Genomic DNA, 16308 nt, shown 5'->3' on the forward strand with positions numbered 1-16308 from the left:
GAAAGGTCGTTATTATGGATAATTGTATTTTCTGTAAAATTATATCTGGGGAAATCCCATCATCAAAAGTCTACGAGGACGACAAGGTCTTAGCCTTCCTCGATATCTCACAAGCTACAAAAGGACATACCTTGGTCATTCCTAAAGAACACGTTCGCAACATTTTGGAAATGTCTGCTGAGACTGCTGAGACTGTCTTTAGCCGTGTTCCAAAAATTGCCCGTGCCGTGCAAAAAGCGACTGGAGCTATCGGCATGAATATCCTTAATAACAACGAAGAAGTTGCTGGACAAACCGTCTTCCACGCCCACATCCACCTCGTTCCTCGTTACGGTGCAGATGACGGTATCCACATGAGCTTTGATGAACATGAACCTGACTTTGCTGCCCTTGCCAACCTTGCTGACAGCATTGCTAAAGAGGTAACAGAATGAAAATCGGACGCTATCTAGCTCTTGGAGCCCTCGCCTATGGTGCCTACTACGCTTACACACGACGTGAAGACATCAAGGAAGAACTCCTAGACCTTAACCAATCTCGAGAAAATATCTCTCACGATCTGGACAATATCAAACGCAACCTTGACATCATCAAGGAACAAAACCTTGTTCTCGCTGACATCAAACAAGACCTCAACTATAAAAAACGCGTCTTCAAAAAAGACCTCGAACCCCGACTCAACATCATCCAAGAACGCTTGAAAAAATATCAGGGTGAGGATAAAGAATAAAGGTAAGTAGCATAAGCTACTTACCTTTTTTGCTGATTAAAAATCGACAACTACTTGTACTCTGTAAAAATTAATTTAGCATCGTCAGCCTTTGTTGACTCGTCAACTCCACTATAATTAATACTTAGGACTTGATTTTTCTTTAATTTAACAACAACATCTGTATTGCCTGGATTATATTCTTGGCTTTTTGAAGTATTTGAATCTAAATCTTCAATAGTGATACTCCAACCAAGATTACTAAATTCTGGATTAAGATTAACGTTAGTACTTAATTTGTAGGTTCCTTCCTTAATATCTCTACCTACAATAAATTCTCCCTGACCAAGTTCATTACTCGGCTCAACTTCCTCAGGTACTGCATTAAATTTTACTTTAGAAATATTTTGTAATTGAAGAGTGTCTCCATCAAATAAAATAAGTCTAATCTTTGAAGCATCATTTGTAATATTCCCAACTGCACCTGCAACAAAGTTTATAAAAAGACCATCTTCAGACTTTCTTGTTCCTAAAATATTCCCTGAACCACCCGTAACTTCAATATCATAGATTCCCGGCTCAACATCACCTTTTTTGCCTACAGTAATATCATCAGTAACATAAATTTCATCTGTAGATTTAGAGCTATCAATAAGTTTTTGGAAAGGATCTGATTTAGCAGTATGAACCTTTGATTGTTTTACTTTTGGATTTCCCTCTGACTTTTTACTATCATTTTGGCATCCCACTAATCCGATACCAACGAACATCAAAAGAACAAATGTGATTAACTTTTTCATAATATTTTCTCCTAAAATTTATTTTTTACTTTGAACTGTTACTGTTGCTTCAGAATCGATTGATTTGATCAGCGAAGTATAATATTTTTCTGCTGACTCCTCTATTATACTTCTGTGCTCGTTTAAATAAGATTCCTGTTCCTTATTAGAAAATCCTTCTGCTACTGCCTTACCAGTATCAATATTAGGGGTTGAAGCACTCAATATACCCCCACTAGTGTCATATAATTGATATGGATTATCTTTATCTAGTCCTACACCAATGGATTCAAACTTAGACAAAGTCACGAGATAATGGTGTTCACCTTCTTTACTAATAGAAACACCTTTTTTGATACCGAATTTTGCAGTATAGTTGAGAATAATAATCGCTCTCTTTTCAGAACCAGGAATTACAAATTTTGTACCAAATAACTTTGTATTATCTTTAATTGTCTTAACTTTCTGTATACCAACATTTAACAAAACCACTTCTTGAACTTTTTCAATTTTTTTTATTGTCGAGTATGTATTTGTAGTTTGGTTCGATTCACTATTGGCTTTAGAAAAACTAATATATAATCCTAAAACTAAACCCAGTAAAGCAATAAGTCCAATACCGACTACTTTCCAAAGTAAAATCTTTGTTTTAAAAAACTTTTTAACTAATTTCATTCACATTCTCCTACTTCTTCAAAAACAACTGGACCAACAGTGCTAAAATTACAATCCCAGCTGCAATTAGGGGGTTCAACATTGCTACTCCTACAAGAAGTAGAATAGCCAAAATCCATAAAACTACTTTTAACATTATTTCTCCTTATCAAATAACAAAAGATTGTAATATTAAACCCAAGAAATCACTAACTAAAATTTAATTTTACACAAAAATTATATAGCGATATGAATGCGTTGTCAACGCTTTCTTGAAAATAGAATATATTTTTAACTATTTATCATATTATCATAATTTAAACAATTTTATCTCATTTTATATTTAAGAATAAATATAAAAGTCACAACTATACACAAAGCAAGACTTTCCCCTGTGCTAAAACAATATTGCTTCTATCACTCGGAAGATTTGAGACTCAGGCTCAAATCTTAGGAATGGAATTCCGCTAGGAAGTCGCTTCCGTCCGTAGCACCCAAGGAAAGTCTAAAAAATTTATAAAAAAGAAAAGCAGAGATATCTAATATCTCTGCTTCATAAATAGGATTAGGAGGTTTTATGCTTCTTATTCAGCATCTTTTTCTTTGATAACCAAGACACCGTCTTCCATATCAGCTTCTAGGTGTTTAGCATCAAGGTTATCCAAGTGGAAGTCTGTGACTTTGTCACGGATTTGTTGTTCAACCACACGACGGAGTGGACGAACACCCATGACTTCATCGTAGCCTTCTTCAGTCATGTATTCTTTAGCAGCTTCGCTAACTGCCAAGTCAATCATTAAACATAAACTGTTAGCATACTATATCAATATAAATCAATATAAACTCACTACAATAAATCTACTCTCCTATTTACAGATGATAATACTACAAAATTTAAAATTCTAGCAACCCAATTTAAAAACATAGGGTTCAACTTTTCGAACAACTCATCAAAAGTACAATTATTAAAATTCATAGAATCACTATGGTTTATCTTATAATGACAAGTTTTATTTCTCAACTCAACAAATAAATCATGAACATCTAATACATTAATTTTTAAAATATCTTCTTTACTCGAAATATTATAGGATTTATCTACGGTTTTAGATAGTAAATTCTCAATAAGTTTCTGATTTTTCTTCTTTTGATTATTAACAAATTTATTCCAAAAAATAGAAAATTCTTTATCTAAATCTTCCCCTAATTGAATCTCATAACAATAAGCTTCTAAATCTTCTAGCCCGTCACAACTTAAACTCTGATCTCTCTTTAAATAAACCTTCGATATAAACGACTTAAAGAAGCTCAATTCCGCACCAACGTTATCATCAAAAATAGCTTTCAATTGTTTATAAGTTTCAGAATAATCATCAGAATAATGTGTAAATACTAAAGGTAGAATAAATGATATGAATTCGTACATCCTATACAAAAATACAAAGGCCGCAAAATGTGACTCCCGGTAGGACTGGTAGTAATAATTAACCAAATTAATAAGCATGTTTGAATAAAAAACTTTATTCGTATCGTATTCAGCCCCTAACAAATCCTGATTATTTTTATAAAATTCCTCAACAAAGTCAGATAAATCCTCGTATATTTTTTCTAAATCTTCTTCGGTATTTTCTAACTCATATTCATAATGTACAGAATTATCGACTAAAAATAGCTTTGATAATGAATTGGAAGTTTTGATTATTATCTCATCTTCTGGGTTCCTTATATATTTTATACTTAAATTTCCACTCAAAATCCTCATAATAACTAGTAGCAAATTATTAGCTTTATCATTAACCGGATAATCTTCATCATAAGTAAAGAAGAATTTATTTCGAATTTCTTCTTTAGAAAACTCTTCTTTCAAGAAATCAAGATTTTCTATCTTATGATATAAACTGGGATTTTCAATAAAATAAAACATATTCGTCTTCTCTAATTTTTTAAATCTTCAATTAAATAGTCATTAATTTGGTCTTCCGCTTCTTTCGAATATATTTCAAAATCCTTAGAAAAATCTGAAACTATACTTCGACGAAATTTTCCTAACTTAATTTTTGAGATATTCAAATACGAAATAGCTGTCTCAATATTATCCCTTAACCTGAGAAATTCTTCAATTCCCATGTCAATAATTGCATTATTCTTTGAAACCCCAACAAATAAACCTATCAAATTATTTTCATTATTAAACCATTTAACTAACTTCTCTTTTTCAACATCCGTGGGAGCCTTTTCTAACATACCGATTAACCACTTTAACAGTTTCTCAAAATCAACATTAGAATCTTTTAAATTTGAAGAAACTACTTTCCTAGAAATAATTTCATTCAATTTATCTTCTATTATTTTTTGATTATCGATTTCAATAGAAGAAGAAGAATATGCTAATAAAGCTTTAGAAAGCACATCTTGCTTGATTTTTCTAATTCCATCATTCCTAACAGATGCTTTTTCAGTAAATATATAATCCTTATAGTCATCGTCTAACTTTAACTTTCCAACAGTATTATTTAGTAAAATCTCAATCTGATGACGAACTGACATTGGTTTTTGACCATTATTCAAAATAATCATACGATATAACAATTTATTCATAGAATCAGATAAGATTATTGAAGCATACAATACACCCTCTTCATCGAATTTCTGGTCAGAAGATGCATCTTTCAGTGTGTTCAATCTCTGTATACCATCTAAAATAAAACCATTTGCTATTTTTTCTGACAAAAGTTCAACAATTTTCTCCTTATTATCCTTACAATCATTGTAATTGTCTAAAATCGAGATGTCATCAAATGCGATGGTTATAGGCGGCATCACACAACCAACAATGATATCATCTCTTAATCTCTCGTATTGAGTCTTTTTCAATGTATTTCGTTGAAACTCTAGTCTATCAATTAATGGAAATAAATGATCCAAAGCCTCTTTGTATGTTGTTTTTATTGTTATATAAGGACTATCAATAACCTTATCAATGCTTGTATCTAAGTATTCAAACTTCATCTTGATACCTCCATGTTATTAATATAATATTTTTATATTGATTGTCAAGACTTTTCCAATACCTTCAATAATTTTCTAACAGTTTCTTTAAGATAAAACATTTGTTTAAAAAATAGTTATTTTTTGATAATTCAATTAACATAAAAAAAGCAGAGACGTCTAACATCTCTGCTTCATAAATAGGATTAGGAGGTTTTATGCTTCTTATTCAGCATCTTTTTCTTTGATAACCAAGACACCGTCTTCCATATCAGCTTCTAGGTGTTTAGCATCAAGGTTATCCAAGTGGAAGTCTGTGACTTTGTCACGGATTTGTTGTTCAACCACACGACGGAGTGGACGAACACCCATGACTTCATCGTAGCCTTCTTCAGTCATGTATTCTTTAGCAGCTTCGCTAACTGCCAAGTCAATGTCTTTCTTAGAAAGAGTCTTGTTAACTTCAACCAACATAAGGTCTACAATCTTAGAAAGATCTTCTTTGCTCAAGTGTGAGAATTCGATGACAGCATTGAAACGGTTAAGGAATTCTGGACGGAAGTAAGGTTTCAAACGATCCATAAGTTCTGGTTTATCAGCATCTTCTGTCAAGTTAGCTTCATAGCCAAAGCCAGCGTTTGAAGTTGCGATAATCACAGTATTCTTGAAGTTTACAGTGTTACCTTGACCATCTGTCAAACGACCATCATCCAAAACTTGGAGAAGGAGAGTGATAACTTGAGGGTCAGCCTTTTCAATTTCGTCAAGAAGGACGATTGAGTAAGGGTTACGGCGAACACGTTCTGTCAAAGTATTGCTATTGTCATCATAACCAACATAACCAGCTGTTGTACCAATCAATTTAGAAACGGCTGTGCGGTCGCTGTATTCTGACATGTCCAAACGGATGATAGCATCTTTAGTTCCGAACATATCAAGAGCCAATTGTTTAGCCAACTCAGTTTTACCAACACCAGTAGGTCCTACAAAGAGGAAGCTACCGATTGGACGGTTACCTTCGTCAAATCCTGCACGGTTACGACGGATGGCACGTGCCACTGCTTCAACGGCTTTATCTTGACCGATAACCTTAGTTTGCAAACGGTGACCCATATCTTTCAAACGTTCGATATCAGTTGCACCCATTTGTGACACTGGAATACCAGTCATACGTTCTACAGATTCAGCCACATCGTTAACAGTTGCTGTGACTTTAAGGTCTTCTGTATGGTTAGCAATTTTCTTTTCAAGTTCTTCAATACGAACTTTAGCGTTTAGAGCTGCTTCGTAGTCTTCTTTGGCAGCTGCAGCTTCTTGTTTAGCTTTTTCTTCTTCGATTTCATGTTCAACAGCATTCACATCAGTCACTGGGTGTTGAGCAGCCAAGTGAGCAGCTGTTACATCGACAAGGTCGATAGCCTTATCTGGCAAGCTACGTTGTGGAATGTATTGGACAGAGAAATCTACTGCTGCTTTCAAGACATCATCTGGCAAGATAACATTATGGTGTTTTTCATAAAGATCACGGATACCTTGGAGAATCTTGAAGGTATCTTCAGCAGATGGAGCATTAACCTTAACTTCGTTGAAACGACGCGCAAGAGCAGCGTTCTTCAAGATAGTGTTACGGTATTCATCCTGAGTTGTTGCACCAATCACTGTCAATTCACCACGTGAAAGAGCAGGTTTCAAGATATCAGCAAGACCTTTAGATCCTTGACCATCGCCAGTGCTTCCGGCACCAAGAATTTGGTGGATTTCATCGAAGAAGAGAATGATATTTCCAGCTTCTTTGACTTCATTTACCAAGTTTTGAATGTTTTCTTCAAAGCTACCACGGTATTGAGTACCAGCTTCAAGTCCAGAAATATCAATTGAGATGATTTCTTTGTTCTTGATAGCAGCTGGGACATCACCATTAACGATAGCTTGAGCCAAACCTTCAACTACAGCTGTTTTACCAACACCAGCGTCCCCGACAAGGACTGGGTTATTCTTGGTACGACGAGCCAAGATTTCGCAAGCTTCTTGGATTTCTTTGTTACGTCCGATAACAGGATCCAATTTACCTTCGCGAGCTTCTTCAGTCAAGTTACGACCAAGTTTAGCAAGAATACCATCTTGTTTAGGTCCTTTACCTTGATGTTGAGTTGGGTTCACTGCTTCACCTTCATTACTAGGCAATTGACCTGTTTGACGGTAGATAGCAAATTCTTCAGGTGTCACTTCACGACCGTTAATCATGTAGCGACGGTTTTCTGAACGGTAACCACCCATGTTCCCCATCAATTGATTGAAAAGATCGTCCATATTGTTAAAGTTGTTGTTCATATAATTACCTCGTTTTGTGTTTTCTTGTGAAATTTTTTAAATGTTATTTTTTATGTTAATGTGTAAGTTTTGACTTTTACTGACCAAAACCCTAAAAATTTTTAGTAGCTTCAACTACTCTTCTAATAATTTCAGGTTTTGCTCTTGGTAGGAGACTGAGAACTTTCTCAGTCTTAAACAAATTGTCATTTAGCATAAGAGCCACCTTCTTTCTGTGAATCTCTCAATATAGCTAACTTCCAAGCCCCTTTCGAAACTATAAATAGTTTTTTCAGAAAGAAACTTGAATATCAAGGAATCCTTTTTCCTTATAGTTTTATCATATACCTTTCATTTGATCAGGTCAAGAATTTGGTTTTGACTTTTACTGACCTTTCAGATGAAAATTTTTGCAGACTAGCTGCAAGACTTTTTTATTGGTATATGGGCTATTTACACAGCCTTCATAAGGATTTCATTTCCTTATGTTTATATTGTACAACATTGGTCAGTAATAGTCAATAGTTTTTTTGACTTTTTTTGACCTTTGTTATCATTTTTTTGTAGCCAAGCTATAATTACCTTTTTACAAGGAACTAACCCACGCCACAAGATTTATAAGGAAGATAAATCCTTATGTAACTATCATACACTATTAGTCAGTAAAGGTCAATAGTTTTATTTGATCTTTTTTGACCTTTTTAAGAATATTTTCCGAAAAGTAAAAAAGCCTACTAGAGGTAGACCTAATAATGATCTTTAAAAGATAGAAAAGCGACGCTCTTACCATCAATCATATAAATCAAACGATTTTCAGCATCAATTCGTCGAGACCAAGCTCCTTGAAAGTCATACTTTAAGGGTTCTGGCTTCCCAATACCTGAAAAAGGATCCCGTTGAATGTCTTTAATTAATTTATTGATTCGCTTGAGGGTCTTCCTATCTTGATTTTGCCAATAACAATAATCTGTCCATGCATCTTCAGTAAAAGTGAGTAACATTTCCTACTCCTTTATTGCATGTTCTTGAGTCTCTCCAGCACGTACCTGAGCCATTCCTCTTAAAACCTTGTCTGATAGTTCTTTATTTTGAACAATACGCAATGTTTCTTGAATGCTATCCCATTCACTCTTTGAGACCACTACAATATCTTCATCAGGATTTTTATTGACTACAGCTAGAGGTTCAAACTCATCATTAACCTTCTTCATATAATCCTTTAAATGATTTCGAAACGTTGAATAGACGACTGCTTCCATCAGCATACCTCATTTTCCTCTTTTCTTTTATTATATACCAAAAGGATAAAATTGTCAGGAACTTGTACAAGTTTATCCTTTCTATTACATTTATTCGAAAAAGAAGCAAAAAAGCCTACCAGAGGTAGACCTTCTATAAAGCTATTTTACTCTATGCGGTATGCGTCCGAAGTTTTGTTCGGAAAGCTCGGGATTACCTAATTGATAAACATTATCCGCTTGTTGTGTAAGAATATCCCAAGGCTCCCTTCCAATCCGAGCCACTATATCCACAGACTTTTTCACAGATTTGAGATGAGCCTGCCCTTTTTGAGAAAATCCAAGAACATGAACAGCCTGGGGTAAAGGATTATCTACAGCTCCAACCAGAATATAGGTCAAAATACGACGTACCCGTGCCTTTGTATATCGTTTGGTCGCCACCTTATCCACGAGTTCCTCCACAGAAGAAACCTCACGGATAGCAGCCTTTAGACGACTAGCAATCTCTTCATTCACCTGGAAAACACTAGTCAAATCAGGATTTGTAAAAATCTGATAAATCAGCAATTGGAAATAATTATCCCAAGAGACCTGTGGAGAAGTCTGAAAAAGTTTGCTGTTGGGCATGAACTTATCCACAAAATCACTATCTTGCTTGTGGAGACGTAGACTGGTCGCTGAGGCGAAAGATACTTCCTTGTCTGAGGAATGATAGCCAGCTCCTTGTCTCTGGATAGGAGTCAACTTAATACCCTTACCAACACAAGCTTTGGCATAGGCTAATCCTAGAATATGGTTGGGGGTATTGCCAGTAAAGTCCACACCAGCAAACTTTTCCCACATTTTTTGCGTCTTCTGTGGATAAGACAAATCACTAGGCAAACTTTCCACAAAGTCTTCCATTTCCTCTGACTTTTCAGCATAGACATCTGCTATCGCCTGGTAGTCTAGGACTTCTTCCGTGCCAAAAGTAAGGCTATCAATTCCCAGTCGGGACAAGATTTCGACGGCTCCAGCAGCAAAATAATCAGCAGACTGAACTGACGTAAAGAAAGGCAACTCAACCACGAGGTCTGCCCCATTTTCCAAAGCCATCTGAGCCCTAGTCCACTTATCCACAATAGCTGGCTCACCTCGCTGAACAAAGTTCCCAGACATAGCAACAATTTTTACACCTTCAGCCTGATCCAAGAGATACTTGTGACCGTTATGAAAAGGATTGAACTCAGCAATAATACCTGTAACTCTCATAGGTTCTTACTTTTGCGCCACAAAGAACCAACGTGCACTAGTTTCAGTCGGCTCCTTATCCTCGAAATCAGCGTAAAGTTTGAAAGATTTGAAGCCAGCTTGCTCCAACAAGATATCATAAGTCAAGACCTCATAGGTACGCTCCTCATGGACCTCATCATGTCGGCTAAAGCTTCCATCTTCCTCTTGGACAAAGAAGGTCAATTCATGGACAATAGAATGTGGTGCCGCATCCTCATAGGTATCCCAAAGCATAGCAAAGTCTTCTGCATTTTCATGGTAGGAATAGCCAGGGAAAACCTCATCCGTCTGATAGGTTGAGTGCACATCAAAGATGAAGACGCCATCCTCATTGAGGGCATTGTAAACCTCTTTGAAGACGTCTCCGACTTCTACTTCGTCCTGCATATAGCAGATTGAATCTGAGTAGCAGGTCACAAAGTCATACTTGCCCGCTTGCGATAAATCCAACATGTTGCCTTCAATAAAGTCAATTTTCTGTTTGGCAGAAGCTGCTCGCTTCTCAGCAATCTTCAACATATCAGCACTCAAATCGAGTCCAGTTACATCGAAACCAGCTTGAGAAAAGCGTACAGACTGAATTCCAGTTCCACAAGCCAATTCAAGCAATTTCTTTTTATCCTTAGTCTTTGGCAAATGACGGAGTGAAAAATCCGTCCACAAATCGTAAAGACTATCATCCATAACAGCGTCGTATACCGCCGCAAAAGTTTCATAAGTAGCCATAAATCAAGATACAAAGAGCGTCAAAAGCACAGAGAAAATAGGAAACTTTCTGCCGTATCACCTGACACAAAGAAAGTTTATCTTTTTCTCACTGCCTTTAGCTCGTGTTCAGTTAACAAACCAACTAAACACAAGGCTCTATCCTTCCTATTAAATCTTTAGTTTAAGCAACAAAACCCAGTTGTCGCCAACTGAGTTCAATTTTTATGCCAAATAAGCTGACACATCCACCATTGGTGCTTCATGCCAGAGTTTTTCAAGGTTATAGTGAGCACGTTCATCTTCTGTAAAGATGTGGACAACGACGTCGTTAAGATCCAAAAGAATCCAACCACCCTTGTTGTCACCTTCCATGTGGCTAGCATCAAGGCCAGCTTCTTTCACTTTTTCACGAATGTTGTCAGCAATAGCTTCCAACTGACGGCTATTCATTGCACTCAAAATAACAAAGTAATCTGTTAGGCTTGTAAGGCCGTACAAATCAAGGGCAACAATGTCTTCAGCTCGCTTTTCATCAGCAGCTTTGACAACCAATTCAAGTAATTCTTCTTTAGTCAATGATATTCTCCAGTAATTTGTTATTAATCTTTCAAGTATTTCACAAAAGCATTATAGGTTTCCAGGGTTTGTGGGAAAATCGGCAAGGCCTGATGAGCCAAGTGTTCTACCGTATGGACTGTCTCAAAAGCAACGGCCTTATCTAAGGATTGCTCTGCTACTTGTCTAGCTTCCTCTACCAAAGGGAAATTACGGTTATGCTCAATATAATCAGCCACATAGACTATCTTATCTAGGGTTGACATTTCATGGCTTCCGACGGTATGGATTTCAATACTGCGTAGAATTTCGGAATCAGTCAATCCCAAATCTTCTTGGATTTTATAAATCCCAACCATGCCATGCCAGACATTGTTTCCCCATTGTTTCAATTCAGGATCAAGCTTATATTTATCAATAAGCCCCAAGAATTCCTGATCTGGGAGTTCCTTGGCATAATCATGAAGCAAACCAGCCAATCCGGCTTTCTCAGTATCATATCCGTACTTTTCAGCAAGAGCAATAGCAGCTCGCTCAACACCCAGGACATGATTAAAGCGTTTAGGGCTCATGACCGCTCGAATCTTTTCAAGAAGTTCTTCACGAGAATAGTCTAGATATTTTTCATAGGTCATTTATAGAGCCCCGCTTTCTTGATGTAGGCAAGTACAGACTGTGGCACCATAAAGTTAGGTGTGCGATCCTTCTTAATGTAAGCTCTGACTGCACTTGAACTAATATCCATAAGGGGAACATCCACCCAAATAACTGGGTAAGAGGTTCCAGCCTTATACTTAGGACGCTGAACACCAACAAATTGGACCATCTCGATAAGTTCATCAATACGATGCCACTTAGGTAGGTATTCGACCATATCCGCTCCAATAATAAAGTAATAATCCGTATCAGGATTAGCCTCTGTCAAGAGCTTCATGGTGTCATATGTATAGCTGATTCCCTTACGTTCCAACTCAATGGTTTCGATGTCCAATCCTTCGATACCGTTAATAGCCAACATAAGCATATTAAGGCGGTGTTTTTCATCAATGGTCTCTTTTTTATCGACATGAGGTGGCTCATATTCAGGCATGAGAAGAACTTCATCGAGACCTAACTGCTGACGTACCTGATCAGCAACAACCAAGTGGGCATTATGAACAGGATTGAAATTTCCACCTAATATTCCCACTTGCTTACGGCCTGTATCTTTGATTTCTTCCTCTAGTTGAACCTTTGTAAATGGGGTTACGAGATCTAGTGCCATGTACGCCTCCTCTTTCTCAAGCATTATACAACTGACTTAAGGCTAGCTTTAATGCTTCAAAAGTGTTCCTATACCTTAGTTTGTCCTTCACCAAGCAAAGTCGGCAACTATTTTTGGATTGCTTTGACCTTTGGTGACAACTTACGATTTTCTTTTTTAGCTGATTCTTTATAGAGAATCAAGATACGTCCAATCTTAAGGACTGTATCACAACCAATTTCTTCTTCCAAGATTTCAGCAACTTCATGGATATCTTCCATAGTATTTTGGAGTAGGGTTACTTTAATCAATTCACGGGCATCAAGAGCGTTACGAACGCTAGTTTTGATGTGGTCGTTAAGACCGTTTTTCCCGATTTGTACAATAGGTTTAAGTGTGTGTGCTTCCGATTTGAGGAAGGCACGTTGTTTTGATGTTAATGACATGTTTATTCCTTTTATTTTTTTTGCTGTTTTTCTAGGGTGATGCGGACGCTAGCAAACCTTCGGTTTTATAGCTAATTTTTGAGCCTAAGGTCTCAAAAATTCCGAATCCAAGTAACATAAAATGTAACTCGGATTACTATCATAGCGAAAAACACATCGTTTGCTCATGACGTAAATCTAGGCAAACTTCATGTTCATTGAAAAGACGCTTTTATGCTTTTAACTACTTTATTAAGTTTAAATAATCGCTTTTCGTACGACGACGCCAACGCCTTCTGGCGCCCAGGCAGCAACGATGGTTGGTTGTTCAGCTTTTCCTTGGACACGAATCCAACCTAATCCCGAGAAGACAATGTCTGTCTTATCTTTGACAGTAAATTCGTGACGAACAAGTTTTGGAAAATCAGCCAGATCCTTTGGTCCAGGAGGCACGAGAAGACTTCCAACATGCTTATCATAGAAGGCATCTGCGCCTTCAAGTTTGGTACGATGAAGCTTCAAGTTATTATCAAAGAAGGCTGTAAAACCTTGCTTATTCCCATCAATAAAGTCAAATCGTCCAAGACCACCTAGGAATAGGGTTTGACCTGCATTTAACTGGTAAGTTTTTGGCTTAATTTCCTTCTTCGGACTAACGTACTTGAGGTCCTTCGCTGACAGATAGTGTGCCATCTGGTGGCGGTGGATGATTCCTGGTGTATCAAAAATGTAAGTACCATCATCCAAAGGAATTTCAATCTTATCAAGGGTCGTTCCTGGGAAACGAGATGTCGTGATAATATCTTTATCACCTGTAATTTCCTTGATAATCGCATTAATTAAGGTTGATTTACCAACATTCGTCACACCGACAACATAGACATCACGACCCTTACGGAGTTTTTCAATACGCTGAATCAACTCTTTAATGGCGTGATGATTTTGGGCAGACGTCAACATGACATCCACGGGACGCATGCCTTCTTCATGGGCACGTTCTGTCAACCATTGAGTTACCTTACCATCTTTAACAGATTTAGGTAGGATATCCTTTTTATTTCCGACCAAGAGCACATCATTACCAGAAACAAAGCGTGACAAGCCTGGAATGATTGATCCATTAAAATCGAAAATATCAACAACATTGACAACGAGGGCATCACTGTCTCCAACTTCATGAAGCAATTTTAAAAATTCATCATCTGTGATGTGGACATCCACAATTTCATTGTAATGACGAAGGCGGAAACAACGTTGACAGTACAACTCACCTGTTTCTTCAGCTTTTTTTATAGAGCTAGCGGGTGTGTAACCAGCCTTTTCTTTATCTTCTGTTTGAATTTGGGCTCCACAGCCAATACAAAATAATTCTTCCATTAAATTCCTTTGTTAAAGGTCATTGGACCATATGCTTTTTCAATCTTTTTCCACATGCGACGCTCACGCCAACGATTAAACTTGGTTACCCAAGCATCTGATTGTACCAAGGGCTTAACCAAAATCGAGCGAATGCCAGCTCGGTGGCTAGCTCTGATGTCAGTCATGAGCTGATCTCCTACCATAACGACCTCGTCACGGTTAAAGTGGTAACGTTCAATCGCTTCATTAATCCCTTTCGTAAAAGGTTTCATGGCACGACTCACGAAATCCACATGGAAATTGGCAACCGCACGTTCAACACGTTCATGTTTATTGTTAGAGACCACAACCACTGGAATGTCAGCCTCTGTCATCTCATCTAACCAAGCACGTAGCTCTGGAGTCCCATCAGGGTTGTTCCAAGCAATCAAGGTATTATCCAAATCGACCAAGACAGCACGAATACCGTGTTCACGTAGCTGGTCAGGTTTCAAATCATAAACAGCCTCCACCATAAAATGGGGCCTGTAATCGTCTATACTCATTTTCTCTCCAAAATGTTAGTTTACCTCTTATTCTACCATATTTTTAAGGTTTATGTGTGGGACTTAAGTCCTATTTTTTAAGAACATCTTTGACACAACGGTATCGAAAAAGAGCCACAATCACTTGGGCTCTATCTTTATCTTTGAATTTTCTCTTGTTTTTTAAGGGCTACTAAATCCTTAAGCGAAATGAGGATAACGGCAAGAACAATTAAAATCATTCCAAGCACATCAATGGCAAAGAAGTGATCACCCATGATTAAGACCGTTAAAATGACCGATGCCACTGGTTCTACCGATGCTAAGAGACTTCCTTTTACAGCACCAACCATGGTCGTACCCTTGAGGAAAACTGTATAAGCAAAGACTGTCCCGATGAAGACCAACCCAAAGAGTGCTAAAAGATTTCCACCAGTCAAGGGTAACTCATACTTCCAGGCTTGGATAGCAATTGGAAAGACTAGACCACCGAGTAACATTCCTAGACCGATGACAATCAGACTGCCCCACTTTTCAATAGCCTTAGCAGGCAGTAGGATATAGAGTGCATAGGTGACCGCCGAAAAGAGGCCCCAGAACAAACCAATAGGTGTGATGGCTAGCTCTGTCACCTGACCATGCGTGGCGATGATAAAAGTTCCCGCAATAGCCATGATAATCGCCACAAGCTCTGAAACCGTTGGAAATCTGCGGTTCTTAGCACACACAAAAGCCAGAATAAGGACTGGTGTGACATACTGTAAGACTGTCGCAGTTCCAGCGTTGGTGTACTGAATAGCACTAAGATAGGCATATTGATTCAAGACCAGACCAAAGAGAGCAAATAAAACGATACTTACTAAGGTTTTCTTATCTTTAATCGCTTGCACTAATTTGTCTCGCTGCCTAAAAAAGACCGAAGCCGTTAGTAAAGTACCAGCCAGAATTAAACGTAAACTCGTCAAAAGATTGACATTAACCCCATGAGCCATCAAGTATTGACCAGAAACCCCTGAGACTCCCCAGGCAATCCCAGCAGTTATGACCATCAGACTACCTTTTAATTGTTTAGACATGTGTTTTCCTCGATTATGATAATGCCTATTTATTATAACATAGGGAGTTGTATGTCAGACGATTACTTCAGAAAAATTAAACTGTTTTTCTTGAGGAATGCTCTATCCACCAACCGACAATCCAGCCAAGAACTAAAAGATAATTCTCAAAAGCTCCAACAGCATTAACAGAGTGATGGTATTGAAGATAGCTAAGGAAATGATTGGTTCCAATACCTAGGCCTCCCAGAATCAAAGCAATCAGAACTGCTCTCAGATAAAACCAATCGTACTTTAGGTTAACGGCAAGGAGGATGACCAGAACCGCCACATTCCAAATACCAATCTCCCTCTGCCATCCAACTGAAATACCGTAACCCGAATGACTTCCCATATAGGTGGGAAAGAATAGCTGAAAAATAATGGCACCAGTCATGGCAAGGATTACTAGGATAAATAAGACTCTTAAGAATTTGTTCATTGCTT

General features: G+C 37.5%; 20 protein-coding genes and 1 pseudogene. 2 read left to right on the plus strand and 19 right to left on the minus strand.

All coding sequences use genetic code 11. The annotated features are described in order from the left end of the window. The first annotated feature begins 14 nt into the window (after positions 1-14). Positions 15-434 carry an HIT family protein gene (locus HMPREF2637_RS03935; RefSeq protein ID WP_064524286.1) on the plus strand — a complete coding sequence of 140 codons (420 nt, stop codon included), beginning with the start codon at positions 15-17 and terminating at the stop codon, positions 432-434. Beyond that, entirely contained in the window at positions 431-730 is a 300-nt protein-coding gene (locus tag HMPREF2637_RS03940) for a hypothetical protein (protein WP_064524288.1), read from the plus strand. The genes HMPREF2637_RS03935 and HMPREF2637_RS03940 overlap by 4 nt, the downstream gene beginning before the upstream one ends. Positions 731-780: 50 nt before the next feature. Here HMPREF2637_RS03940 and HMPREF2637_RS03945 read toward each other — a convergent pair whose 3' ends face one another. The 19 genes and pseudogenes from HMPREF2637_RS03945 to HMPREF2637_RS04030 form a co-directional block, all read right to left on the minus strand. After that, positions 781-1509 carry a hypothetical protein gene (locus HMPREF2637_RS03945; protein ID WP_064524289.1) on the minus strand — a complete coding sequence of 243 codons (729 nt, stop codon included), beginning with the start codon at positions 1507-1509 and terminating at the stop codon, positions 781-783. 18 nt (positions 1510-1527) lie between these two features. Next, complete coding sequence (locus tag HMPREF2637_RS03950; RefSeq protein WP_064524291.1) at positions 1528-2163, minus strand: DUF4230 domain-containing protein; 636 nt, start codon at positions 2161-2163, stop codon at positions 1528-1530. Positions 2164-2173: 10 nt separating this feature from the next. Then, positions 2174-2299 (minus strand): hypothetical protein, encoded by a 126-nt coding sequence (locus tag HMPREF2637_RS11510; protein ID WP_256315819.1) that lies wholly within the window; start codon positions 2297-2299, stop codon positions 2174-2176. Between the two features lie 427 nt (positions 2300-2726). Then, positions 2727-2936, minus strand: a pseudogene (locus HMPREF2637_RS03955) (hypothetical protein); the annotation flags it as partial. A 53-nt stretch (positions 2937-2989) separates the two neighbouring features. Continuing rightward, the gene (locus HMPREF2637_RS03960) at positions 2990-4066 is read right to left on the minus strand and encodes a hypothetical protein (protein ID WP_064523862.1); all 1077 of its coding nucleotides are present in this window, start codon (positions 4064-4066) and stop codon (positions 2990-2992) included. An 11-nt stretch (positions 4067-4077) separates the two neighbouring features. After that, entirely contained in the window at positions 4078-5151 is a 1074-nt protein-coding gene (locus tag HMPREF2637_RS03965) for a hypothetical protein (RefSeq protein WP_064523865.1), read from the minus strand. A 204-nt stretch (positions 5152-5355) separates the two neighbouring features. Next, positions 5356-7461: an AAA family ATPase gene (locus HMPREF2637_RS03970; protein ID WP_070839153.1), complete on the minus strand. Its 2106-nt coding sequence runs from the start codon at positions 7459-7461 to the stop codon at positions 5356-5358. Positions 7462-8186: 725 nt separating this feature from the next. Next, positions 8187-8441: a Txe/YoeB family addiction module toxin gene (locus HMPREF2637_RS03975; RefSeq protein ID WP_014634942.1), complete on the minus strand. Its 255-nt coding sequence runs from the start codon at positions 8439-8441 to the stop codon at positions 8187-8189. Positions 8442-8444: 3 nt separating this feature from the next. After that, positions 8445-8699, minus strand: a complete 255-nt coding sequence (locus HMPREF2637_RS03980) for a type II toxin-antitoxin system Phd/YefM family antitoxin (protein WP_013991075.1) — start codon at positions 8697-8699, stop codon at positions 8445-8447. Between the two features lie 141 nt (positions 8700-8840). Next, entirely contained in the window at positions 8841-9932 is a 1092-nt protein-coding gene (locus tag HMPREF2637_RS03985; protein WP_014634944.1) for a nucleotidyltransferase, read from the minus strand. Between the two features lie 6 nt (positions 9933-9938). After that, the gene (locus HMPREF2637_RS03990; RefSeq protein ID WP_014634945.1) at positions 9939-10679 is read right to left on the minus strand and encodes a class I SAM-dependent DNA methyltransferase; all 741 of its coding nucleotides are present in this window, start codon (positions 10677-10679) and stop codon (positions 9939-9941) included. A 204-nt stretch (positions 10680-10883) separates the two neighbouring features. Next, a complete protein-coding gene (gene rsfS / locus HMPREF2637_RS03995) occupies positions 10884-11237 on the minus strand; it encodes a ribosome silencing factor (protein WP_014632696.1) in 354 nt (117 codons plus the stop codon). A 23-nt stretch (positions 11238-11260) separates the two neighbouring features. After that, positions 11261-11851 (minus strand): bis(5'-nucleosyl)-tetraphosphatase (symmetrical) YqeK, encoded by a 591-nt coding sequence (gene yqeK / locus HMPREF2637_RS04000; RefSeq protein WP_014634946.1) that lies wholly within the window; start codon positions 11849-11851, stop codon positions 11261-11263. Next, positions 11848-12480, minus strand: coding sequence for a nicotinate-nucleotide adenylyltransferase (locus HMPREF2637_RS04005; RefSeq protein WP_002884372.1), 633 nt, complete (start codon positions 12478-12480; stop codon positions 11848-11850). The genes yqeK and HMPREF2637_RS04005 overlap by 4 nt, the downstream gene beginning before the upstream one ends. Positions 12481-12587: 107 nt before the next feature. Further along, positions 12588-12905, minus strand: coding sequence for a ribosome assembly RNA-binding protein YhbY (gene yhbY, locus HMPREF2637_RS04010; protein WP_002884193.1), 318 nt, complete (start codon positions 12903-12905; stop codon positions 12588-12590). A gap of 237 nt (positions 12906-13142) precedes the next feature. Beyond that, complete coding sequence (gene yqeH, locus HMPREF2637_RS04015; RefSeq protein ID WP_014634947.1) at positions 13143-14261, minus strand: ribosome biogenesis GTPase YqeH; 1119 nt, start codon at positions 14259-14261, stop codon at positions 13143-13145. After that, a complete protein-coding gene (locus HMPREF2637_RS04020; protein WP_002884676.1) occupies positions 14261-14788 on the minus strand; it encodes a YqeG family HAD IIIA-type phosphatase in 528 nt (175 codons plus the stop codon). The genes yqeH and HMPREF2637_RS04020 overlap by 1 nt, the downstream gene beginning before the upstream one ends. A 137-nt stretch (positions 14789-14925) precedes the next feature. Next, positions 14926-15843 (minus strand): DMT family transporter, encoded by a 918-nt coding sequence (locus HMPREF2637_RS04025; protein WP_064523866.1) that lies wholly within the window; start codon positions 15841-15843, stop codon positions 14926-14928. 76 nt (positions 15844-15919) lie between these two features. After that, a complete protein-coding gene (locus HMPREF2637_RS04030; protein ID WP_064523868.1) occupies positions 15920-16303 on the minus strand; it encodes a hypothetical protein in 384 nt (127 codons plus the stop codon). Positions 16304-16308: the final 5 nt, after the last annotated feature.

Origin of the sequence: Streptococcus sp. HMSC065H07 (genome assembly GCF_001837325.1) — a bacterium.
Lineage (GTDB): Bacteria > Bacillota > Bacilli > Lactobacillales > Streptococcaceae > Streptococcus > Streptococcus salivarius_H.